Here is a 22,765-nt window from a genome sequence, read left to right on the forward strand (position 1 = left end):
TAATCATTGCCGGAGGGCGGCTCTCGCCCTCCGGCATGCAACAAGCACAATTCATCCTGCACGAAGCAAGGTTTTCATTTTTTCACTGCGACAAAGCTGGCGTTTTATTTCCACCACCAGCGGATGGCGCGACAGCACAATCATCACCGCAAATACCAGCGCACCTGCCACAATCTGCATCCCCAGCAACGCGCCTAATGGCAGGTGGCTGCGCAGCGTTAAGCCCAGCGCATAGCTCACCACAAGGGTGGGTAAAGAGAGATACAACGGCAACCAAAGACTGAGCATGTACTGGCGGTAGCTGGGGCCAAGAACAGGCTTAATCATCACGAAATAGCTGAGGATCGTGTTAATCACCTGAACCAGCAAAAAGCCCAGCGTCACGCCAATCGCCCCGGCAAGATGACCACCGATAAAAATGGCTGGAATAAACAGAAAGGTTTTGAACACATTAAACTTGAAACTGATATCAACCCGCGCTTTCGCCATCAAAAGCGATCCTATTGGATTCCCCACCGAGCGCAGCAGACCCACGATGCACAGCAGTTGCAAGACGGGAATAATGCCGTTCCACTTCTCGCCAAACACCAAAGGCACTACGTTGTTCGACACCACCATCAATCCCAGTAGCGCCGGGAAGTTGATAATCCCGACCACCGATAGCAGTTTGTAAAAATTCACCTTTAGCTTTTCACTGTCGTCCTGGATTTTGGCGAAAGCCGGAAACAGGACACGGGTAATAATCGGGTTCAGTTTGATCGGGGGGACAACCGCCACGTTCCAGGCCAGATTGAATCCCCCCGCCACACCAGCTCCCAACGTTCTGGCTAAAACCAGCGTGGAAAGATTGGTATTGATGTAATTGATGATGCTATCTGCCGTCAGCCATGCGCCAAAACGCAGATTCGACGAAACGGATGCCAGCGAAAAATGCAGCCCCGGGCGGTAAATCCGACGACCAAAATAGCCGAACAGCAGCGTACGTAGCGTACTGTTTACCAGATACCCAAGAATGGCGGTCAGCGCGAGCGGCCAGAAATGGGCGCTGACCACGGTAAAGGTAAAACCAGCCAGCACCGAACTGGTTTCGATCATGCCGATTTTGTTAAAGGCCAGCTCTTTTTGCATCAACGCACGAAACTGCTGCCCGTGCGGTATCACCACAAACGCCAGCGATAAGGTTTTGATGAGCGGCGCAAGTTCAGGGTTATTGAGCACACGGGCAATCGTCTCGCTCAACAGAAACATCGCCACGCATACCGCGATACCCAGTCCAACGTTGAGCCAGTACAGCGTGGTCAGTTCAAGATAGCCAATTTCTTTACGCTGAATAATTGAGTTGGCGATACCAAAGTCAGACAACGTATCGGCCAGCGCAATGATCACCAGCGACACGGTTAACAACCCGAACTGGTGGTTATCAATAATCCGCGCCAGGACGGTCATCTGAATAAGTCCGAGTCCAATAATGATCACCGTGGCAATCGCCGACCACTTAGCGCCGTTAAGCGTTTTTTCTCGTAAGCTCATGTTAGTACGCCGCTTTGTTAACAAAGCCTTTGAATACTGTCAGAAAAACAATTTTGATATCGAACCACACGCTCCACTCGCGAATGTATTCGAGGTCAAACTCCACACGTTTTTCCATTTTTTCCAGCGTATCGGTTTCACCACGCCAGCCGTTGATTTGCGCCCAGCCGGTAATCCCCGGTTTCACCTTATGGCGTAACATGTACCCCTCAATCAACTGGCGGTACTGCTCGTTATGCGCCACCGCATGCGGACGTGGCCCGACGATAGACATTCCCCCGGTCAGCACGTTAATAAACTGCGGCAGTTCATCGAGCGACGTCCGGCGCAGGAAATTTCCCAAAGGAGTTACGCGCGGATCGTTTTGCGTCGCCTGCGTCACCACAGCGTCGTTTTCCATCACTTTCATTGAGCGAAACTTCCAGACTTTGATTGGTTTTCCGTCCATGCCATAGCGAGTCTGGCGGAAAATCACCGGTCCTTTGGAGGTCAGTTTTACCAGCAGCGCTATGCCACATAGCACCGGGGAAATAAGCAGCAGGATCAGTGAAGCCAGCACGATATCTTCCGCACGCTTTAACAGGCGATTAATCCCCGAGAGCGGCGTGTCATACAGCGGCACCACCGGAACGCCGTTCATCTCTTCAATCCGTGAATGCAGGATATTGAAGGTAAAGACATCGGGAATGAGGAGTACCGAACAGGTGGTGTCGGCCAGATCGCGCACCAGTTTTTTTACGCTGGCGCCATCGCTCATCGACATGGCGATATAAACGTTATGAATACGCGAGGATTTGGCGTCATCCACCAGTTGCTGCAGATTACCGGCCCAGTCGCGAGAGTTTTTTCCAGGGATGGGGTCGTGATAGACACCCGCTACTTCAAATCCCAGCCACGGTTCATGGCGAAAACTGTCCAGCAGCAGTTGTCCGGCGGGCATGTTGCCAGCCACCGCCACCCGGCGAGTGTTGTAACCGCGATTACGCAGCCACCCCGCGCCGTAGCGAATAAACGAACGACTCAACACCAGGCCAACGCTAGATAACAGATACCACGCCAACCAGACGGCGAGACGGTTATCGAAATCGTTATTAAAGGCGATCAGACCTGCGCAAAAAATCAGACTCAGCGTCCAGTTTTGCAACAACAGCACCAGCTCAGTTGAAATTTTGACGCCGCGCCAGGAGCGATAAAAATCTGTTATGCCCCCGAGCATCTGAAAAACAACCAGCGTGATCAGCGCCACCAGCAGGTGCATATACAGGAAAGGCAAACCGCTTAATTCGCAGACTACCCACAATCCGCCAAACATGATGGTGATATCTGAAAAGCGTTGCACCATCGAAATTAACGACGCATTGGTTTTGGCGCGTTCGCGCTTTTTTAGATGTGTCATCGTGGTTCCTGTTAGTCACCCTTTGCCCGTAATCGGGCAAAGGAAGCACCGGCATTACTGATTCAGTAACGCCAGAAGAGTGCGCGTTCGCGCTTCCATCAACGGAATATCTCCGCGCGATTCCACGTTCAGACGCACCACCGGTTCAGTATTGGAAGAGCGTAAATTGAAGCGCCAGTCGACAAACGACATGCTGATACCGTCCGTTCTGTCCACCGTCAACGCCTCACGGGAAAAATGCTGCTCCACGCGCGCAATCGCTGCCGCCGGCTCTGCCAGCGTACTGTTTATTTCTCCACTCGCCGGATAGGCCACCATCCGGTCGCGGACCAGTTCGCCCAGCGACTGTCCTTTCAGACACAGCAACTCCGCCACCAGCAGCCACGGGATCATGCCGCTGTCGCAGTAAGCAAAGTCGCGGAAATAGTGATGCGCACTCATTTCACCGCCATAAATGGCATCTTCATGACGCATGCGCTCTTTGATAAACGCGTGCCCGGTTTTTGACATCACCGGTTTACCGCCTGCCGCCGTCACCACATCCACGGTATTCCAGGACAGGCGCGGGTCGTGGATAATTTTCGCCCCCGGATTCTTCTCCAGAAACGCTTCCGCCAGCAGGCCGACAATGTAGTAACCCTCAATAAACTGACCTTTTTCATCGAACAGGAAGCAACGATCAAAATCCCCATCGAAGGCAATCCCCATATCTGCGCCGTGTTTAATCACCGCATTGCGCGTGTCAGCCCGACATTCCGGCAGCAGAGGATTGGGAATACCGTTGGGGAAGTTGCCATCCGGCGTATTGTGGATTTTGATAAATTCGACCGGTGCGCCCAGCGCCTTAAAACGGGCTTCAATGGCGTCAATCACCGGACCTGCCGTGCCGTTGCCGGAATTGAGCACCAGCTTCATCGGTTTCAGGTTGCCGGGATTGATGTACCCTAACAGGTGGTCGATGTAGGCATCGCGGGTAGTAATACGCTGGTAGCGGCCACGTTTTGCCTCATCGACCGGCGGGAAGTCGTTGACTTCCGCCAGGCGCTGCACGTCGCGCAGACCGGTATCACCGCTGATGGGGCGCGCCCCTTCCCGCACCAGCTTCATGCCGTTGTAATTCATTGGATTATGGCTGGCGGTCACTTCAATACCGCCGTCAATGCCCAGATGAAAGGTGGCGAAGTAAATCTCTTCGGTGCCCGACATACCAATATCCAGCACATCCACCCCCGCATCCTGCAGCCCTTTTGCCAGCGCCAGCTTTAGCGTCTCGCTGGTCAGGCGCACGTCGCCACCCAGAACAATCGTTTTTGGCTTCAGGAACTCGCCGTAAGCGCGGCCAATACGCCACGCAATCTCTTCATTTAGTTCTTCGCCCAGCCTGCCGCGAATGTCATAGGCTTTGAAACAGGTTAATTTCGTCATGATTTACCCTTCTTCAGGCAACAGTTAGCCCTCTCCTGACTGGAGATATTTTTCAAAAAATGACTAACCGTTCGTTTGTAGGCCGGATAAGGCGTACACGCCGCTATCCGGCAACGAGGATGTTGTGTTAAGCGCGCCCGTATCTGTCCGCAAACCGCACGACATCATCCTCATCGAGATAAGATCCGGAGCGCACCTCAATCAGATCGAGTGGGATTTTCCCGGGGTTCTCCAGACAATGGGTCGCGCCCAGCGGAATATAGACAGACTCGTTTTCAGCGAGCAGCTTGATATCATCATTAATCGTCACCTTTGCGGTGCCAGCCACCACAACCCAGTGTTCAGCCCGGTGATGATGCATCTGCACGGACAATCCCTCACCGGGTTTGACGGTAATTCGCTTCACCTGATAACGGTCTCCGGCATCAATAGAATCGTACTTGCCCCATGGGCGATAAACTTCACGGTGAATATGGTGCTCATGACGTCCGTCAGCTTTAATTTGCTCTACCACTTTTTTAACGTCCTGCACCGCGTTGCGATCGGCTATCAGCACTGCGTCTTTGGTCTGCACCACCACCAGATCTTTCACCCCGACGGTCGTCACCAGGCCAGATTCGGCATACACATAGCTATTCTCCGTTTTATGGCTAATGACGTCGCCGTGATGCACATTACCTTCAGCGGTATGGGCGCTGATTTCCCACAATGATGACCAGGAGCCAACATCGCTCCAGCCTGCGTTCATTGGCATCACCACCGCATCGGCCGTACGTTCCATAACCGCATAGTCCACAGACTCTTCCGGGCAGGCGAGAAACGCCTGTTCATCAACGCGGATAAAATCGAGATCGGGGTCAACCGTACTCATGGCGTTTTCGCAGGCCTCAAGAATATCGGGACGATATTTTTTCAGTTCTTCCAGATAACGCCCGGCGCGGAATAAAAACATGCCGCTGTTCCAGTAGTAGTCGCCGCTCGCCACGTAAGCCTGCGCGGTTTCCAGATTGGGCTTTTCAACAAACTGCGCCACTTCAAAAGCCACGGCGTCGGTATTCGTCGGTGAAACCTCGCCACGACGGATATAGCCGTAGCCGGTCTCCGGCTGGTCTGGCACGATACCAAACGTCACCAGCTTACCCGCACTGGCATAGGGCATCGCATTACGAACCGCCTCGCGAAATGCCTCTTCGTCAGCAATCATGTGATCGGCTGCCAGTACCAGCAGCAGCGGATCTTCACCCGGACTTTGACGTTTTGCCGCCAGCGCGGCCAGCGCTATCGCCGGTGCCGTGTTACGCCCGGCAGGTTCGAGAATAATGTTCTCAGTCAGTTTGTGCAGTTGCCGTAGCTGTTCCGCTACAATGAAACGGTGTTGTTCATTACAGATAACCACCGGACTTTCGCACTCCACGCCGTTCAGACGGCAGATCGTTGTCTGCAGCATGGTGAGATCGCCTTTCAGGCACAGGAACTGCTTTGGATACAGCACGCGGGACAATGGCCATAAACGGCTACCCGAGCCACCGGCCATCACTACCGGAAAGAGTTTGCTTTGACTCATCATGTACCCCGAATATCAGCAATAAATTGACTCAGCACGTTTTCTTTATCCAGCGTGCGTTCGGCATAATCACGTGCCATCGTGTTCACTTTTGGCATCATCAGCGCCCGTTGAATACCACAGGCCAACGCGTTAACCGACTCCGGCTCCACACACACCGCAATGCCAGGATAAGTGTCACAAAGCTGACCCAACTCGGTTTCAGGCTCGGCGGTAATGACCGCGTTACCGCCAACGGCGAGGATATTGGTCAGTTTGGAGGGCAGTACGGCATCCGCCGCACCGCGCTTTTGTACCACCAGATGACAATCCGCCATCTTGAGCAATGCCGGCAGCGCGTCATAAGATTGCAGTGGAAAGAACATCACATTGTTCAGGCCGCGTTCACTGACCATACTCTCCAGCCGCGCTTTACCACCGCCCTGCCCGACAATCACAAACAGCCAGGGCTGTTCGCTCAACAGGACAGCTGCGTCAACCACGCTCTCCAGCCCCTGCTTTTCACCGATATTGCCCGAGTAAAGAACGATCTTTTGGGAGACAGGCAAGCCCAGTTGCTGACGCAACGCCAGGGCATCGGTATCGTTCACGCCACGAAAACGTGCCACTTCCGACCAGTTTGGAAAGAAAATAACTTTGTGCGGCGCAACGCCTTTTTCCATGGCTTTGTGCATCATGGTCCGGGAGATGGTCGAAATATGATCCATATTCAACAGCCCACTGCGCTCAAAGGCGCTGGCCAGTTTTGCCACCACGCCACGCTTGCCTGTGCCCGCCATGCCAAGTCCCAACATGGCATCGACTTCGTAATCCTGAACGTGCAACAACGTGCGCGCGCCACAAAGTTTTGCCAGCAGACGCATGCCCGGCGTACAAAACAGCGTCGGCACCACGCCGATAATGCGGTCCGGCTTCCAGCGACGTTGCGCCAGCAGCGGGAAAAAACTGCTCAGGGCAAAACTGCCCAAATGCAGCAGCCGTTTGAGCGTAGAGGGTTGCTCAGGCACATACAGCGGACAACGCCAGACAATGGCGTCACCCTCTTCACGACGGTAACGCCAGGACGAATAGCGACCGTTGACCTTCCACTGCGGATAATAAGGCGGCGCGGTGATCACCCGAACGTCATGCCCCTGTTGCGCCATCCACTGCACCATTTCACCGGTGTATTTGCCGATACCGGTCAACTCCGGTGAATAGTTGATGCCATACACGAGGATCTTCATAGACCGGGTACTCCGGTCTGGGCCGTTTCACAGAAGTAAGCCCGGCTGTTGTCGTGCACGTGGTCACTGGCCAGAATCTGTGTATCTGCCAGCCAGCGGTACGCATCATGTTGAACGTCAGGCAGGTGCAGGTCGTTTTCCGACACCCGCAGACGAAATCCCAGCACGATGTAATGCGTTGAGAAATCCTCCCCGGAAAAGTTGTCGTCATAGAAATGCTGCCAGACACCGTAAAACTCCGCAGCGGACAGCGGTAAACGTAACCCCAGCTCAGCTTCAGTAAGCCGCTCAAAGGCCACGCGCAGCGATTCATCTTTTTGCACCCGACCGCCGGGCACGAACCAGTACCCCTGCGCCGGACGATTGAGACGCTTACCGAGCAGAAATTCGCCGTCGGCGTTTTCCACGATTAAATCGATGGAAATCAGCGGGGTTGAACGGACAACGGTGGCAAAATCCTCATGACGTAAAAACATACTTACCCCCGGTAGTGCTGCTGGTTTTCAAGGAACCACTGATATGTACTGGCAAGCCCCGCTTCCAGGGATATCTCGTGATACCAACCCAACTGATGCAACCGCGTGACGTCGAGCAATTTGCGCGGCGTGCCGTCCGGTTTGCTGGCGTCGAACACCACTCGCCCCTTGTAACCCACGACCTGCGCGATGGTCTGGGCCAGTTCACGGATGGTGCAATCAACGCCAGTACCCACGTTGATATGCGACAGCATTGGTTGGGTATATTCCTGCCAGACTTCCTGAGCCAGCTCCATCACATGAATACTGGCCGCCGCCATGTCGTCGACATGCAGAAATTCGCGCATCGGCGTACCGCTACCCCACACCACCACATCCGACGTATTTTGCTCGCGAGCTTCATGAAAGCGGCGCAGCAGCGCCGGGATCACATGCGAATTACTCGGATGGAAGTTGTCATGCGGTCCGTACAGATTGGTCGGCATTACTGAGCGATAATCCCGGCCATACTGCCGGTTATATGATTCGCACAGCTTGATACCGGCAATTTTGGCAATCGCATACGGCTCATTGGTCGGCTCAAGTTGCCCCTGCAACAATTCACTCTCAGCGATTGGCTGGGTGGCTTGCTTTGGATAAATACAGGATGACCCGAGGAACAACAGTTTATTCACGTTATGCAAATGCGCAGCATGAATAATGTTGCTCTCAATCATCATATTTTCATAAATAAAATCAGCAGGATAAGTATTATTCGCCACAATCCCGCCCACTTTTGCCGCCGCCAGATAAACCTGGTCAATGCGTTCAGTGGCAAAGAACGCCTGCACTGCGCTGGCGTCCAGCAGGTTAAGTTGCTCGCGGGTACGCAGCACCAGCTCTATATTATTTCGCTGAGACAGTTGTCTGACGATGGCGGCCCCCACCATACCGCGATGGCCCGCCACAAAAATACGTTGTGTCTTCATCCTCAGTACTCCAGCGCGATAGCGACCTCGTAACCGTGCGACTTCAGCAGGGAATGCTTCTTCGCCGCATCAAGATCGTTGGCAACCATTTCCGAGATCATCTGGCGCAGCGTAATTTCCGGCTTCCAGCCCAGTTTTTCATGTGCTTTAGCCGGATCGCCCAGCAGCGTTTCCACTTCAGCCGGACGGAAATAACGCGGGTCGACGGCAATCATGACATCCCCAGGTTTCACACCCGGCGCATCGTGACCGGTCACAGAAACTACGATGCCTTTTTCATTCACGCCCTCACCTTCAAAACGCAATTTAATTCCCAACTGAGCGGCCGCCATTTCCACAAACTGGCGCACGGAATACTGCACGCCGGTGGCAATTACGAAATCTTCCGGTTTATCCTGCTGCAGCATCATCCACTGCATCCTGACGTAATCTTTGGCATGGCCCCAGTCGCGCAGTGAATCCATGTTGCCCAGATACAGGCAAGACTCGAGCCCCTGAGCGATGTTGGCGATCGCTCGGGTAATTTTGCGAGTAACAAAGGTTTCGCCGCGGCGCGGAGATTCGTGGTTAAACAGAATGCCGTTACAGGCATACATACCGTAAGATTCACGGTAGTTGACGGTTATCCAATACGCATACAGCTTAGCAACGGCATACGGCGAGCGCGGGTAGAACGGCGTAGTCTCTTTCTGCGGAATTTCCTGTACCAGGCCGTACAGTTCAGAGGTGGAAGCCTGATAAAAACGCGTTTTCTTTTCCAGACCGAGGAAGCGGATGGCTTCCAGCAAACGTAAGGTGCCGATCGCATCGACATCGGCGGTATATTCCGGTGAATCAAACGACACCGCGACATGACTCATGGCGCCCAGGTTATAGACCTCATCCGGTTGGACCTCTTGTAGAATACGGGTCAGGTTGGAGGAGTCCGTCAAATCGCCATAGTGCAGATGAAATTTGGGATTACCCGAATGCGGATCCTGGTAAATGTGGTCCACACGTTCGGTGTTAAATGATGAAGCGCGGCGCTTAATGCCGTGTACTTCATACCCTTTTTCCAGCAGAAATTCTGCCAGGTAAGAACCATCCTGCCCGGTTACGCCAGTAATGAGAGCGACTTTTGACATGTTATTACCTCTTAAATGATCCCCTCAGGGAGTAACTTTTTCGACGCGTTTGCGCGTGACTACTGCGGGATTTCCCCGACAAACGACATTTGCTGGCAGCGATTTAAAAACGCTGCTTCGTGCTCCGACGACGGTGCCATCGCCAATGGTCACGCCAGGCGCGACAAAGACATCTGTCGCCAGCCAGCATTTATCACCAACCACAATCGGTGTGGCGTTAATATCAAAATATTGACTGGCATAATCATGGCTCCCGGTGCATAAATAACTTTTTTGCGAAATAACCGCGTGAGCACCAATCGTAATATCACCCAACGTATATAAAACCGCGTCATCACCCACCCAGGCATAATCTCCCAGGGTCAATTTCCACGGATAAGTAATTTTTACTGAAGGTCGAATAACTACGTTTTTTCCTATTTTCGCGCCAAACATGCGTAATAAAAATGCGCGCCAGCGGTACATGACCTGCGGTGACCAGCGAAACAATGTTGCTTGCACTGCCCACCATAATTGGACTTTAATGGCGCCACCACCACGAAAACCAGCAGGCACTTTAAATCCGCTTAAATCCTGCATAATTTGCCCTTACGTTTTTCCATATAAAGATTTTGTTTTACCGGTTGTGCGCAGACGTAAATATTCTGACAATCCGGTCCAAAAACCTGGCATATGTAATATCTGGCGCTGTACCTTTTTGGCATCCCGGCACAATTCCAGATTATTCGTCGTTGACACGCCCCCCATGGAAAACTCTGACACCAGCCCGCTCAGTTTTTTAAAAGCATAACCGGATTTGTATAATCGGGCAGCTAATGCGTAATCGGACGATATTTTATATTGCAAATCATAGCGCCAGACATTCAGTCCAGAGAGCGGAAAGAAGATGGCCTGATGGCTGGCGGGCAGGCTGTGATAAATATACCAACCCGGCTTGGCTCGCCGCTTAATTTTGTTGCCATTGCCGAAATCCAACAACGCATCACCAATAACCATAGTTTTATCGCTTTGCGTTTTCAGCTGACGGATAAAACAAGCCGCATCCGCATGCAGAATATCCCCGGAGTTGAGGAACAGCGCAAACCGCCCGCGCGCTATAGCGATACCTTTGTTCATCGCATCATAGATGCCCTTATCCGGCTCGCTGACAAACCGTAACCGGTGCTCTGCGCTAAGTCCTTCAAGAAAGGATGACGTACCATCAGAAGAGCCGCCATCAACAACAATCCACTCAAAACTGATATCATTCGCCTGCGCCAGATGTGCCAGTGATGCGTGAGTTTTGACGATCCCTTCCAGATTGCGAAAGGCGACGGTGATAATACTGAGCAGCATGTGATTTACCTCGCGATATTCAGCGCCTTGCGCAAAATAAACGGACACACAATTAAAAACGCGTATTCCGGACTAAATACTGAACCTGTAAAAAACAGCGACAGTGGCGTAAAAAGATAAAGCTGCACCCGATAATTCTGATCATCACCAAACGCATTGATCATCATTTTCATGACTTTCCCCATGTACCATAGGGCTAATATCACCGCGAACCATGAAAAATAAATAATCAGCAGATACAAGCCATTGTCTATCGTTTTGCCAACATCCGCACCGTTAAAAATTCCGAATGACGCAACATATTCATAAAGTGAGCCGAATCTCACTACCCCATCAACGTTAAGTAACGAATAACCGACCATCACTAATGGTCCTACGATCCGATAATACGATGACGAACCTTCAGTTCCTAAATCTCCAAGGCGTGTTGCGATGTATGGGAAAGCAAATATCACTCCAACTACAAATACGCTTAATGAGATTATCGCCAGCGGTAGCTTCTTTTTTATCGCATCCTTATTCAGATACTGGAACGCCCACTCCAGAAGATAAAACAAAATAAACGTCATTACCCCTGAAAACGATCCTGATAATATTATCCCTGCCAGAATCATAACATCGGACTTAGGCGTTTTGATACCAAACTGTTTGATGCTGAGCCAAATTGAGATTAACGCCAGAGCGAAAAATGCCGGTTCGAAATAGAGCGCAGTAGTACGTTTCCCACCAAATTTAATAAAGTTCAGAACATAGCTGTTACTGTAAATAAGATATTTCGAAATAACTTCCATTAAACTGCTGCCGCCACTGAGAATTATCTGCGCCATTTCAACTGCAGCTAACCCCACCACCAGTCCCACCACCAGCCAGAAAAACCGCAAGATCTTAGTGTAGTTATGCGGTGAAATGGTTTTGAAGCGAATACTCCACACCATGCCAATGATCACCACGGTATAGACAAACAGCATCGCGGACGTCACGTACTTGCTGGCATCCAGTGACTGACCGAACAGATAATTAAACGCCGTCAGCCCGCCCCCCATGCCCAACGCAATCATTAATTTTTTGATATTAATGCGCTCGACAAACAGCAACAGCAGAACGGGTAAGAAGGTGACGATAGTTATCGGGAAGCTCTCGCCAAGCTGGGCGAGTTTGACGTTGACCAGCAAATAAAGCAGCGGTAGCACCAGATAGCTACAGATTCTGATAGAACGAGACATATTCCTCCAGCATCTGTTGCCCACTGTATGCCACCCGGCTGCGCTGGCTGAACGCAGCAAGCGACGTGTCAAATACCGCCTGCGCAATGTCTGATTTTTTCAGTTGCACCAGTTGCAATACGTCCGCTTCGCTGAACGTTTTGCCTCCCGATTTTGCCAGTACTTCTTGCGCGGCGTCACTGTGCGTGGCAATAACCGGTACGCCAATGGAAAGCGCTTCGCACAGGATCAGCGGGTAGTTATCAACTCGGGAGCTGAACACCAGGCCATCCATCTCGTTTAGCGCACTCATCAACGTGCGCTTATCGCTTTCAAACCCGTGATTGATGACGTTATCTCCCGCAAATGGCGAAAATTTGCCAAAAGTATGCAGCTCAATTTTGTCTCCGAGCGCTACCATCGCTCGCACCAGTTGCTGGCTGGTCTTCCCGTCATAGCGCAGATCATGAGCCACCACGGCGATTTTCGGTCTACCGCTCCCCTCATGCTTAGCGGGAAGATCGGCAAGAATGGATTCAGTTGCTACATCGATGCCGTTGTTAATAATACGGCAGCGTCCCACGCCATACAGGCTGTTGAATGCGTCGGCCACATGCTGACTGGGCGAGATAAACTGGCAGCCCAGCGCCAGCATGGCACGAAACATCTGCCGCTTACCGGGTAACTGCTGATGGGCTTTATCGATTTTTACCGGCGGATAGTTACTGAGCGTTGGGCATTTCTGGCAGCCCGTTTTCCAGTTTTCGCAACCATCGGTAAAGGCACAGCGCCCGGTCACGCTCCAGTGATCGTGCAGCGTCCAGACGAAGGTAACATCCGGTTTACACGCCTTCACTTTTTGGCAAAAGGTGACCACCTCTTCCAGGTTCAACCAGTAGCTGTGCAACACATGAAAATGCAGGACCAGCGGGCCGCTGGTGCGGGTAACTTCACGGTATAACTTGTCGAGATTGCCAAACAGATCGCGGTTCGCGAAACGAAACAGCGCAATGTTTACCGCCGACGTCAGGCGTGGCGTAAGTTTGAAAACCTGCGGGTAATTCGCATGGCTGACGCTTTTCTTACCGCCTTTGCCATAGCCATAGACAAAACGCGAGGACAGCCCTTTCTCCAGCGCCCTCAGATGTAAATCTAACGCCACGCCAGCCGCCCCACCTTCTGCGAGCCGCACATTAAACTGTAATATCTTCATTTAATTACCTTCACCCGAGCCTTCTCACCCACGACCAGCGCATTGTCCGGGACGCTATCCACCACCACGCTCCCGGCGCCAATCGTCACGTTATTGCCAATAACAACGTTGCCGAGCAGAGTGACATTCGCTCCCAACTCAACGCCGTTACCAATAACCGGACAGGACGGATCGTTGGTACCCAGATTGCCGATGGTGACGCCGTGGCGCAGAGTAAAATCATCCCCTGCCACCACGTGTTTATTGATAACCACCCCATAGCCATGATGGATGGTGAAACGACGACCAATAGATGCAGCAGCCTGGATTTCATAGCCGAACAGGCATTCGGTGATAAGGCGATACATCACCAGCACCGGGGCGGCCCACAGGTTATTCAAGACATTTTTTTTACGCCAGACGGAGCAAAAATGGGCAATCCGATAGGCCACCACCATGCAGCAAGGGCGAAGACTCCAGCTATTAGCGCGTAAATCTTCCAGCATACTTAACGACCTCGCATTCCGTCGGCCAGACGCTTGCTGTTGCGAACAGAAAGCAGCGTCAGCAACGTGCGCCAGTTCATCCGTTTGTTGCGGATCTGATAGAGAGTAAACAGCTGATATTTCTTGCTGGCCCGGTCAAATTTGCCTTTGTGTTTACGGTAAAACTGAAAGTAGCCGGAGAATTTTTTCGGCGATGAGGTGATCCGCATTTCACCGTGATTGACATGCAGGATCTGCGTTGCCTCTTTTACCTTCCACGGTTTACCGTACGCCACTACCATACGCAGGAAGATGTCGTAATCCTGCGCCGCTTTCAGCGTGGTATCGAACAGGCATGCTTTAAACCGCCACGCCCAGGTAAACACCTGATTACCAATGATATTACGCTTATAAAATTTACGACGTGAATAACCAGATTTCGGATATAGCGGCAGGCTGGCCGGTTGCGAATACACTTCGCCTTCGCAGACATAGTCATTGGCGTACAGAAACGCCCGCGTGACCAGGTGATGGCGGTAGTTAAGAAAGACGCTCAGGCGGTTCGGCGTCCATTCATCATCATCATCAATTCCCGTGATATACTGCCCACTGGCCTGCATAATGGCCTGATTACGCACCGCGCAGGCCCCGGAGTTAGTGGAATTATGCGTATACGACACCCGCGGATCGTTGAGTTCCTCAACAAACTGCTGCAGTTGCTCATACGAGGAAGAGCAATCATCCACAATGATCATCTCCCAGTGAGGATAGTCCTGGCGCAATACCGATTTAATCGCCCGGATAGCCAGCTGTTGACGGTTCCAGGTTGGCATATAAATTGAAATTAGTGGGTTTTCTGTCGTCATTTTCGTTTCCCAAATAAAGTTGCCTGATGGCGCTACGCTTATCAGGCCTACATTCGATATGCGTTGCTGTTCGTTATCTATTTCGAATCCGACGTGTATTCGTATTCGTAGTAACCGTAATCCTGATACCCGCTGGCGCGGCGGAAGATAGAGTTGAGGATCACCCCTTTCACCTGAATGCCGTTTTGCTCGAAGCGACTCAGGCTGGTTTCCACCTCTTTCAACGTGTTGACCGCATAACGGGCCACCATCAGCGTGGTTCCGACGTGACGACCCACGATAGCCGCATCGGTCACAGCCAGTATTGGCGGCGTATCAATCAGCACCAGGTCATAGTGCGAGCTGGCCCAGGCAATCAGTTCGCCGAAGCGCTCGCTCATCAAAAGTTCGGAAGGATTGGGAGGGATTTGACCGCGAGGGATCAGATCGAAATGCGCAATGGATGTCGGTTTCGCGCCAGATGAGATATCCCCCTTGCCGATGAGGATCTCAGACAGACCGTTAACGTTATTGGTCCCCAGCAGCTCGTGGGTATAGCCTTTGCGCATATCGCAGTCGATCAACAGCACGCGTTTGTTGGTCTGGCTGATGACCGCCGCCAGGTTGGCGCAGACAAATGTTTTACCAATCGACGGGCTGACGCCGGTCAGCATCAATACGTTATTGCGCGCCTGCATCATGGCAAAGTGCAGGCTGGTACGCAGGCTGCGGACCGCTTCTATCGCGAGATCCGTCGGATTTCCCACCGCCAGTAACTGGCTTTGCTTGTAGCGTTTCACACCTTTGATAGTCTGAACGTTATCACGCGCTTTTTGCCATTCAGACAGCGGAATACTGGCATACACGCTGATACCATGTTCTTCCAGCACCTGCGGGCTTTCAATGCCGCGATTAAACAACGACCGCAGCAATACGCCCACCACTGAAAGCATCAAACCGAGAATGATACTGCCGAGAATGATGAGTGCCGTTTTCGGTTTCAACACGCCAGGCTGGGCAATCGCGGGATCGACGATGCGCACATCTCCGACCGTACTGGCCTCGGTGATCTTCAGTTCCTGTTGCTTGTTCAGTAACTGCATATAGACCTGCTGACCGGACTCCACGTCGCGCGTCAGACGGACAATTTCCTGCTGCGTTTTTGGCATTGCCGTTACGCGTCCGTTCAGCTTGCTTTTCTCATCTTCCAGCGCCTGGCGTTTTTCCAGCAACGTGCGGTACGCCGGATGCGCTTTAGTAAACAGCTTGGAAATTTCCGCTTCTTTGAAGGTCAGCTCATTAAGCTGCGCGTCAATATTCACCATTGAATCCAGCACCGCTTTGGCTTCCAGCGGCAAATCCACGGAGTCTTTGTCCTGACGAAAAGCATTTAACTTGTTTTCGGCAACGTCCAGCCGGTTACGCACCTCGGGGAGTTGCTTTGCCAGAAACGCCAGACTTTTAGCGGCCTCTTCAGATTTACGCTCCACGTTTTGTTGCAGATAGTTGCGGGTAATACTGTCAAGGATCTGGCGGATTTGCTCACGATCTTCGCCGGTAAAGGTCAGGCTCAATACGCCGGTATCTTTTCCGGTTTCCGTCACCATCAGATTATTTTGCAGGGTGTTTATCATGCCCAGCGTGGAGAATTTACGCACGGTAAATTGGCTCTCAGGGCTGGCATGAATAGCCTCCACCAGCATCGTCACGCCATCATGTTCCAGTATCTGCCCTACCTGCCCCTGGGCGCTAAATCCTCCGTCACTCACCAGTTGATAGCGTTTGTCATTCAGCACGCTGATTGTGAAAGTCTGTTCATTCATTGCCTTTGGCAGCGTGAAGGTGGTCACGTTAACTGTTTCGTTCTGACGGCCCATCAACCGATCCCAGCCCGCGCCAAAAATGGGGAACGTATCTTTGGTAACGGCAATATCCAGATTGAGATCGTCTACCGTTTTCCCCAATACAAGCCGTGACTGGATGAGCTGAATTTCCGCTTCAGAGGCCGGAGGTTTGTTCGACAACGCCGAGCCAATATCCTGCACCAGTGAATTTCCGGTATTTTGCTCAATTTGCACCAGCGCATCCGCACTGTAGATTGGTGTGGCAAACAGCGTGTAGATCGCGGCGCACAATGCAAATACCGCGGTGATGCCAAGTACCCACCAGCGGGCTTCCACCACCGTTGCGACCAGACGACCAATATCGATTTCATCATTGCCCGTTACCGGCGCAGCAGACTGTTTAACTTTTTCTGTCATTATTTTCCCTGCTCTGCGTTCAATGCCTGAGCCCATTGGCGGGCAGACCGTTCAAGTAATGCGTACACCGCGTCAAACGCGTCCCGGCTTTTACGATACGGATCGGGGATTTCACGCTCGCTGTCCCAGTGACCAAAGAGCATCACTTTGCCGCGCATCTCCGGCACCATTTCGCACAGAGCAGCAATATGGCGTTTTTCCATGGTCAGGATCAGGTCATATTCCCGGCACATTCGTCCCGAGATCTGCCGGGCACAATGATTCTCCAGAGACAGGTTGTGCGCCTGCGCCACGCTGATGGCGTTCGGATCCGCACCTTTGCCCACCAGCGCCCCGAGGCCGGCAGAAGATACCGTCAACGCCGGATGAAATTGTCTTAACAAGCGCTCTGCCGTCGGGGAGCGGCAAATGTTTCCCACACAGACAACTAATATTTTGTTAAACATGATGATTACCAGTTGTGAAGGTCGCTGGCCGTGTCCGTCATATAGCGAACACCGCTAATAGTCGGCAGCAACTGATTGATCAAACGGTTCCAGCGAGCAACCGGCGCAGTCGTGACATACACCACATCGTAGGGTTGAAGTCGGAATGAGGTCGCCATCACCAGCGATGTCGCATCGGACATATCAAGCTGATAGATATTGGCTATTTTGCCGTTGTTCCCGCCGTCGCCTTTCAGTGGTCGAATAACAAAAATACCGCTGGCGTTGGAGGTGGTCAGATCGATACCTTCCGCATTGCCCAGCGCTTCGGTAAGCGTCATGCCGCTGAAGTCCATTTTGAGGGTGCTCTGTTTTTTCACTTCGCCCATCACAAAGACTTTCAAATCGTCATTACGCGGCACAAACAGAATGTCGCCAGGATAGAGCAGACGGTTCTGGCTCAGGTCGCCATTTTGCATCAGCGCTTGCAGTGAAATGCGTTGCTCTTGCCCTTTATGAGTCAGTACAACGTTGCGCCAGTCTGCCGCCTCGGTAAGACCGCCAGCGGCGTTGATGGCATCGAGAACGGTAAGCGGCACGTTGGTAATGGCCTGCTGGCCGGATTTGTTTACCTGCCCGGAGACATAAGCCTTCTGCGAGCGGAAAGCGGCGATATTAACGTCCACCTGCGGGTCAGCAATGTACTTCGCTAAGCGCCCGGTAATATCACTACGAATTTCAGCCAACGTCTTTCCTACTACGCTGACTTTGCCGATGTAGGGATAAAACATGGAGCCATCAGGCTGCACCCAGTTGCCGGTATCGCTTGAGCTACGATACTGCCCGGCGGGGGTGGTAAGTTCAGGGTGGTCCCAGACGGTCACATTCAGGACATCACCCGGACCGACCCGATACTGATACCCGGCAATCTCCTGGTCGAGAGACATATTAGGCTGTGCAACATTTGGTCGGGGGCGTAATTGTTCGACCAGCCGCGGGGTGAGTGGATAAACATTCACCATGCGATCGATATCAAAATCAGCGTCCTGCTGTTTAATCACATCTTTGCCCATCGTAGACATATTGCTGCCCGGAAGCACGGTACAACCGTTTATCAAGATTACCGATACCAATACCGGCATCAATTTAAGTTTGGATTTCATCATTGATTATTTATCACTTTGGCAGAGTAATTATCACATGCAATCTAAATAGCGACTTCGCCTGTACGCATTTACCTTGCCGTTAATTGAAATGGAATTTAACTGGCATCAATCCTAAAAAAAATGAATTCATCTGCGGTCTCTTGACAGAATAATTTAGGCTTGTTTCAGGCGACCAGACACGCTACCGCCCCTGGCTTCAATAGCTACCAATGCACTGATTAATTTAAATTTTTATCTTCTCCTTTATTTTCATCACATTTACAGCGGCAACGCATCAGAAATAGCGCCTCTGATTGATGAGGAAATATTTGCCTTTTGATTATTACCGCAGGAATTGTTGCAGCTAAGAGAATGTCAGGCAAGATAACAAGCCGCCAACAACTCGCTTTTAAGATTAATATTAAGCGTTGAATTTGTATATTTTTAGGATTTTATTGATGTTGACAATATTGATATAGAAATATCCACCTGCGATATTTCCTAAATATATTTGGATTAATAAAATTATTTCCTGTAGTTACATTAAGGCTCATATCCTGCATTTGACCGGATATCGCTGACAGAGAAATCCCTCCTCGCCATTGCATTTTTCGCCAGTTTTACCCATGATCGAATTGTGACAATTGTCATACAACTATGGGTATAGCATTTACTATGGAATGGATTGCCGATCCGTCAATCTGGGCCGGACTGGTCACGTTAATCGTGATCGAACTTGTTCTTGGCATTGATAATCTTGTTTTTATTGCCATCCTCGCGGAGAAACTGCCTCCAGCCCAGCGGGATAAGGCGCGTATTACCGGGCTACTGCTGGCGATGGTCATGCGCCTGCTGCTGCTGGCATCAATATCCTGGCTGGTGACGCTGACTACGCCGCTGTTCAGCATTCGCGACCTGAGCTTCAGCGCCCGCGATCTGATCATGCTATTCGGTGGTTTCTTCCTGCTGTTTAAAGCCACTATGGAGCTAAATGAACGGCTGGAAGGAAAAGACAGCGATAACCCCACCCAACGTAAAGGTGCAAAGTTCTGGGGTGTCGTCGCGCAAATCGTGGTGCTGGACGCCATCTTCTCTCTGGATTCCGTCATTACAGCCGTTGGGATGGTCGATCACCTGGCGGTGATGATGGCTGCGGTAATCATCGCCATCAGCCTGATGGTGCTGGCCAGCAAGTCGCTGACGCGCTTTGTTAACAGCCATCCAACGATTGTCATTCTTTGTCTGAGCTTCCTGCTGATGATTGGTTTCAGCCTGGTTGCCGAAGGATTTGGTTTCCATATCCCGAAAGGTTACCTGTACGCCGCCATCGGCTTCTCGGTGATGATTGAAGCATTGAATCAGTTGGCTATCTTTAACCGTCGTCGCTTCTTGTCTGCCAACCATACCTTACGCCAGCGCACCGCTGAGGCGGTGATGCGGCTGCTGAGCGGGCAAAAAGAAGACGCCGAACTGGATGCCGAAACTGCGGCGATGCTGGCGGATCATCATGAAGGACAGATTTTTGCCCCTCAGGAACGGCGGATGATTGAACGCGTGCTGAACCTTAATCAACGTACCGTCAGCAGCATCATGACCTCGCGCCACGATATTGAACACATCGACCTCAATGCGCCCGAAGCAGAAATCCGCGCTTTGCTGGAAAAAAACCAACATACGCGTCTGGTGGTCACCGGCGAAGATGAGCAGGAAGAGTTGCTCGGCGTGGTGCATGTCATCGACCTGCTGCAGCAGTCTCTGCGCGGTGAGCCGCTCGATTTACGCGTCTTGATTCGTCAGCCTCTGGTGTTCCCGGAGACCCTGCCGCTGCTTCCGGCGCTAGAGCAGTTCCGTAATGCCCGAACGCACTTCGCTTTTGTGGCCGATGAATTTGGATCCGTCGAAGGGATTGTCACACTCAGCGACGTCATGGAAACCATCGCAGGTAACCTGCCGAACGAGGTAGAAGAGATTGATGCCCGCCATGATATCCAGAAAAATGCTGACGGTACCTGGACCGCTAACGGACATATGCCACTGGAAGACCTGGTGCAGTACGTGCCTATCCCGTTGGACGATAAGCGTGAATATCACACAATTGCCGGGCTGTTAATGGAGTACTTGCAGCGCATCCCGAAAACCGGGGAGGAAGTACAGGTTGGCGATTTCCGATTGAAAACCCTGCAGGTGGAAAATCATCGCGTGCAAAAAGTCCAGCTGATACCGCTGCACAATGAAGAAGAGATGGATTACGAAGTGTAGTTCAAGAGCCGGAGGCGGCATCAGCCGCCATCCGGCAATATGAATCAGAGTTTATCCAGCAACTTTTTAACATCCTTGCCGTTGCGAGAGTCTTTGTTGCGATCGGCCCAGTCATTCAGACGACGTTTTGCTTCATCCTGCAGATGCTTACGCAAAAGCTGGTCGACCTGCAGATTGTAGTTCAGCGCCTGCCACTGACCGTAGACTCTGAGAGGAACCGGAGTGGCCTTCAGGAAGTTAATCAGCTTACTTTCGCCATCCCAGCCGCCGAGGACGCGAATATTAAACAGCGTGTCGCAATTCTGCTTCACCAGATCCAGCGTTCCCTTACCGGTCAGCGCCAGCATCGACGACTCACCGGCCATGTTATCCAGCGTAACCTCGCCATTATCCAGCGTCATATCGGTTACAAAACGATCGAGGCGAGTCACGTTATCCAGGTTTTGCTGGGCTTTAACATCCCCACCGCTACGCTCGACGGCCTGTTGTATCATCTGCTGGAAGTTCATCCCTTCCATTCGCGTATCGTTCATTTCGACATGGGCCTGCCCTTGCCAGCTATGACGAAACGCCTGAGCATCGATATCTGAGCCAGAGAAATCACCCGCCAGCGACAGTTTACCGGTGAGGGCGATTGGATAGTCGAAAGCTTTCAGGATAGTACCAATTTCTACGCCATCCAGCCGCGGATGGAAGACCGCTCGCGGCTGCCCTTTTCTGGCATCCAGCGTACCGGGAAGCGACACCAGCCCGCCGTCACTTTTCCCCTGCAACTGGGCAACGTTCAATAAGCCGAACTGGTTGTCAATTTTTGCCGAGACATTGTCAAACGCCATTTTCCGCCACAGCACTTTGTCAGCCTGCAAAGCGATGTCTGCCGAAAAGCCCTTAAGTCCCTGATACGAAACGGCATCAACCTGCGAAGCAATGACGGGGCGCGCCAGCGTTGGCTGACTCTGACCTTGCTGAGCCTCACCGTTAGTGGTCGTCGCAGCCTCACGTTGTACGAGCAGATTATCCAGATTGAGCTGGCCAAACTTGAGGTCGACGATCCATTCTGGTTTATCCAACAATGACACGTGAACTTGCCCGGCGAGAGAGCTGTCGTTAGCGGTCAAATGAATCTGGCTAAACGCGAGCTGTTTTTTCTCTTCCAGCCACTGTGCCTGAAGCTGTCCCTGACCCTTGATCCCCTGCGCCGGCAGATCGGCTCCCTGCAGTTGCCAGCTTAGCTGTTGAATATTCGCGGATAAGTTGTGCGGATAGTCGGAAGCATCGACGGTGCCGTTGAAAGATAAAGCAAGGTCACGCTGATCGCGGTTCACGCGCCCGGAGAAATCAAACGTGCCGCGGTGCTGGTTATCCTGTTCCATGTCCAGACGAATATCGCGAACCGTGACCTGCTCATCGTCTTCATGCTGGAAGACCAGGACACTATCGGCAACGCGCAGGCGCGCAATGTCAAACGACCACCCTCTGTCTTCAGCCAGGTCGGGCAACGTATTGTCTTTTGGAGCCACGGGCGCATCTTCGCCGCGCACCGCTTCAGTTTGCGGGGTCAGTTGAATCACCGCGCCTTTGAGCATCACCTGCTTCACGCTGAGCTGGTGACTCAATAGTGGCCACAACGCGACGTCAAGACGCATATTATCGGCACGAATCAGGGGTTCGCTGGCGCCTTCAGCGGTTAACACCATGCGCCCCGAGAGGATACTCAGTTGAGGCCAAACGTGCCAACGCAGAGGACCATCCAACTGCAGTTGATATCCGCTACGCGCCGCAACCTGCTTGACCATATACGCGCGGAAATCATTCGGATTCACCAACAGTACTAACGCAGAAAAACCGGCCACCAGCACGACCAGTAAGATCATCAGCGTCGTCAGAAATCGTCTCATGCTATCCCC

General features: G+C 52.0%; 19 protein-coding genes. 1 reads left to right on the forward strand and 18 read right to left on the reverse strand.

Annotated features, from left to right (window positions below):
• Positions 1 to 51: 51 nt before the first annotated feature.
• From wzxC to OGV77_RS20345, 17 genes are all read right to left on the reverse strand, one after another.
• Positions 52 to 1,530, reverse strand: a complete 1,479-nt coding sequence (gene wzxC, locus OGV77_RS20265) for a colanic acid undecaprenyl disphosphate flippase WzxC (protein WP_087051352.1) — start codon at positions 1,528 to 1,530, stop codon at positions 52 to 54.
• Position 1,531: 1 nt separating this feature from the next.
• Positions 1,532 to 2,926 (reverse strand): undecaprenyl-phosphate glucose phosphotransferase, encoded by a 1,395-nt coding sequence (gene wcaJ, locus OGV77_RS20270; protein ID WP_087051351.1) that lies wholly within the window; start codon positions 2,924 to 2,926, stop codon positions 1,532 to 1,534.
• 54 nt (positions 2,927 to 2,980) lie between these two features.
• Positions 2,981 to 4,351, reverse strand: coding sequence for a colanic acid biosynthesis phosphomannomutase CpsG (cpsG, locus tag OGV77_RS20275; protein WP_047410126.1), 1,371 nt, complete (start codon positions 4,349 to 4,351; stop codon positions 2,981 to 2,983).
• A gap of 127 nt (positions 4,352 to 4,478) precedes the next feature.
• Positions 4,479 to 5,915 carry a mannose-1-phosphate guanyltransferase gene (gene cpsB / locus OGV77_RS20280; protein ID WP_075145955.1) on the reverse strand — a complete coding sequence of 479 codons (1,437 nt, stop codon included), beginning with the start codon at positions 5,913 to 5,915 and terminating at the stop codon, positions 4,479 to 4,481.
• A complete protein-coding gene (gene wcaI / locus OGV77_RS20285) occupies positions 5,915 to 7,141 on the reverse strand; it encodes a colanic acid biosynthesis fucosyltransferase WcaI (RefSeq protein ID WP_087051350.1) in 1,227 nt (408 codons plus the stop codon). The genes cpsB and wcaI overlap by 1 nt, the downstream gene beginning before the upstream one ends.
• The gene (locus OGV77_RS20290) at positions 7,138 to 7,617 is read right to left on the reverse strand and encodes a GDP-mannose mannosyl hydrolase (RefSeq protein ID WP_080624955.1); all 480 of its coding nucleotides are present in this window, start codon (positions 7,615 to 7,617) and stop codon (positions 7,138 to 7,140) included. Before OGV77_RS20290 ends, wcaI begins: the two co-directional genes overlap by 4 nt.
• Before the next feature lie 2 nt (positions 7,618 to 7,619).
• Positions 7,620 to 8,585: a GDP-L-fucose synthase gene (fcl, locus tag OGV77_RS20295; protein ID WP_080624954.1), complete on the reverse strand. Its 966-nt coding sequence runs from the start codon at positions 8,583 to 8,585 to the stop codon at positions 7,620 to 7,622.
• A 2-nt stretch (positions 8,586 to 8,587) separates the two neighbouring features.
• Positions 8,588 to 9,709: a GDP-mannose 4,6-dehydratase gene (gene gmd / locus OGV77_RS20300; protein ID WP_047410111.1), complete on the reverse strand. Its 1,122-nt coding sequence runs from the start codon at positions 9,707 to 9,709 to the stop codon at positions 8,588 to 8,590.
• Positions 9,710 to 9,733: 24 nt separating this feature from the next.
• Positions 9,734 to 10,288 carry a colanic acid biosynthesis acetyltransferase WcaF gene (gene wcaF / locus OGV77_RS20305; RefSeq protein WP_043016877.1) on the reverse strand — a complete coding sequence of 185 codons (555 nt, stop codon included), beginning with the start codon at positions 10,286 to 10,288 and terminating at the stop codon, positions 9,734 to 9,736.
• Between the two features lie 9 nt (positions 10,289 to 10,297).
• Entirely contained in the window at positions 10,298 to 11,044 is a 747-nt protein-coding gene (wcaE, locus tag OGV77_RS20310) for a colanic acid biosynthesis glycosyltransferase WcaE (protein ID WP_080624952.1), read from the reverse strand.
• A gap of 5 nt (positions 11,045 to 11,049) precedes the next feature.
• Positions 11,050 to 12,267, reverse strand: a complete 1,218-nt coding sequence (wcaD, locus tag OGV77_RS20315; protein WP_286502967.1) for a colanic acid polymerase WcaD — start codon at positions 12,265 to 12,267, stop codon at positions 11,050 to 11,052.
• Complete coding sequence (wcaC, locus tag OGV77_RS20320) at positions 12,242 to 13,459, reverse strand: colanic acid biosynthesis glycosyltransferase WcaC (RefSeq protein WP_087051349.1); 1,218 nt, start codon at positions 13,457 to 13,459, stop codon at positions 12,242 to 12,244. Before wcaC ends, wcaD begins: the two co-directional genes overlap by 26 nt.
• Positions 13,456 to 13,944, reverse strand: a complete 489-nt coding sequence (gene wcaB, locus OGV77_RS20325; protein WP_047410100.1) for a colanic acid biosynthesis acetyltransferase WcaB — start codon at positions 13,942 to 13,944, stop codon at positions 13,456 to 13,458. Before wcaB ends, wcaC begins: the two co-directional genes overlap by 4 nt.
• A gap of 2 nt (positions 13,945 to 13,946) precedes the next feature.
• Positions 13,947 to 14,789 (reverse strand): colanic acid biosynthesis glycosyltransferase WcaA, encoded by an 843-nt coding sequence (gene wcaA, locus OGV77_RS20330; protein ID WP_047410098.1) that lies wholly within the window; start codon positions 14,787 to 14,789, stop codon positions 13,947 to 13,949.
• Between the two features lie 77 nt (positions 14,790 to 14,866).
• Positions 14,867 to 17,029: a tyrosine-protein kinase Wzc gene (gene wzc / locus OGV77_RS20335; RefSeq protein WP_043016883.1), complete on the reverse strand. Its 2,163-nt coding sequence runs from the start codon at positions 17,027 to 17,029 to the stop codon at positions 14,867 to 14,869.
• Positions 17,029 to 17,475, reverse strand: a complete 447-nt coding sequence (gene wzb / locus OGV77_RS20340; protein WP_043016884.1) for a low molecular weight protein-tyrosine-phosphatase Wzb — start codon at positions 17,473 to 17,475, stop codon at positions 17,029 to 17,031. The genes wzc and wzb overlap by 1 nt, the downstream gene beginning before the upstream one ends.
• 5 nt (positions 17,476 to 17,480) lie before the next feature.
• Positions 17,481 to 18,620: a polysaccharide export protein gene (locus OGV77_RS20345; RefSeq protein WP_043016885.1), complete on the reverse strand. Its 1,140-nt coding sequence runs from the start codon at positions 18,618 to 18,620 to the stop codon at positions 17,481 to 17,483.
• Positions 18,621 to 19,274: 654 nt separating this feature from the next.
• Between OGV77_RS20345 and OGV77_RS20350 the strand changes: the two genes are divergently transcribed.
• Complete coding sequence (locus OGV77_RS20350) at positions 19,275 to 20,858, forward strand: TerC family protein (RefSeq protein WP_043016886.1); 1,584 nt, start codon at positions 19,275 to 19,277, stop codon at positions 20,856 to 20,858.
• 44 nt (positions 20,859 to 20,902) lie between these two features.
• Here OGV77_RS20350 and asmA read toward each other — a convergent pair whose 3' ends face one another.
• Complete coding sequence (asmA, locus tag OGV77_RS20355) at positions 20,903 to 22,756, reverse strand: outer membrane assembly protein AsmA (RefSeq protein WP_043016887.1); 1,854 nt, start codon at positions 22,754 to 22,756, stop codon at positions 20,903 to 20,905.
• Between the last annotated feature and the right edge of the window lie 9 nt (positions 22,757 to 22,765).

Origin of the sequence: Citrobacter sp. Ce129 (assembly GCF_030334545.1) — a bacterium.
Taxonomy (GTDB): Bacteria; Pseudomonadota; Gammaproteobacteria; order Enterobacterales; family Enterobacteriaceae; genus Citrobacter; species Citrobacter europaeus.

What these genes read in the sequence shown, in the direction of transcription:
- wzxC (WP_087051352.1), bottom strand. Translation starts at nt 1,530, where the DNA reads ATGAGCTTACGAGAAAAAACGCTTAACGGCGCTAAGTGGTCGGCGATT.
- wcaJ (WP_087051351.1), bottom strand. Translation starts at nt 2,926, where the DNA reads ATGACACATCTAAAAAAGCGCGAACGCGCCAAAACCAATGCGTCGTTA.
- cpsG (WP_047410126.1), bottom strand. Translation starts at nt 4,351, where the DNA reads ATGACGAAATTAACCTGTTTCAAAGCCTATGACATTCGCGGCAGGCTG.
- cpsB (WP_075145955.1), bottom strand. Translation starts at nt 5,915, where the DNA reads ATGAGTCAAAGCAAACTCTTTCCGGTAGTGATGGCCGGTGGCTCGGGT.
- wcaI (WP_087051350.1), bottom strand. Translation starts at nt 7,141, where the DNA reads ATGAAGATCCTCGTGTATGGCATCAACTATTCACCGGAGTTGACCGGT.
- OGV77_RS20290 (WP_080624955.1), bottom strand. Translation starts at nt 7,617, where the DNA reads ATGTTTTTACGTCATGAGGATTTTGCCACCGTTGTCCGTTCAACCCCG.
- fcl (WP_080624954.1), bottom strand. Translation starts at nt 8,585, where the DNA reads ATGAAGACACAACGTATTTTTGTGGCGGGCCATCGCGGTATGGTGGGG.
- gmd (WP_047410111.1), bottom strand. Translation starts at nt 9,709, where the DNA reads ATGTCAAAAGTCGCTCTCATTACTGGCGTAACCGGGCAGGATGGTTCT.
- wcaF (WP_043016877.1), bottom strand. Translation starts at nt 10,288, where the DNA reads ATGCAGGATTTAAGCGGATTTAAAGTGCCTGCTGGTTTTCGTGGTGGT.
- wcaE (WP_080624952.1), bottom strand. Translation starts at nt 11,044, where the DNA reads ATGCTGCTCAGTATTATCACCGTCGCCTTTCGCAATCTGGAAGGGATC.
- wcaD (WP_286502967.1), bottom strand. Translation starts at nt 12,267, where the DNA reads ATGTCTCGTTCTATCAGAATCTGTAGCTATCTGGTGCTACCGCTGCTT.
- wcaC (WP_087051349.1), bottom strand. Translation starts at nt 13,459, where the DNA reads ATGAAGATATTACAGTTTAATGTGCGGCTCGCAGAAGGTGGGGCGGCT.
- wcaB (WP_047410100.1), bottom strand. Translation starts at nt 13,944, where the DNA reads ATGCTGGAAGATTTACGCGCTAATAGCTGGAGTCTTCGCCCTTGCTGC.
- wcaA (WP_047410098.1), bottom strand. Translation starts at nt 14,789, where the DNA reads ATGACGACAGAAAACCCACTAATTTCAATTTATATGCCAACCTGGAAC.
- wzc (WP_043016883.1), bottom strand. Translation starts at nt 17,029, where the DNA reads ATGACAGAAAAAGTTAAACAGTCTGCTGCGCCGGTAACGGGCAATGAT.
- wzb (WP_043016884.1), bottom strand. Translation starts at nt 17,475, where the DNA reads ATGTTTAACAAAATATTAGTTGTCTGTGTGGGAAACATTTGCCGCTCC.
- OGV77_RS20345 (WP_043016885.1), bottom strand. Translation starts at nt 18,620, where the DNA reads ATGATGAAATCCAAACTTAAATTGATGCCGGTATTGGTATCGGTAATC.
- OGV77_RS20350 (WP_043016886.1), top strand. Translation starts at nt 19,275, where the DNA reads ATGGAATGGATTGCCGATCCGTCAATCTGGGCCGGACTGGTCACGTTA.
- asmA (WP_043016887.1), bottom strand. Translation starts at nt 22,756, where the DNA reads ATGAGACGATTTCTGACGACGCTGATGATCTTACTGGTCGTGCTGGTG.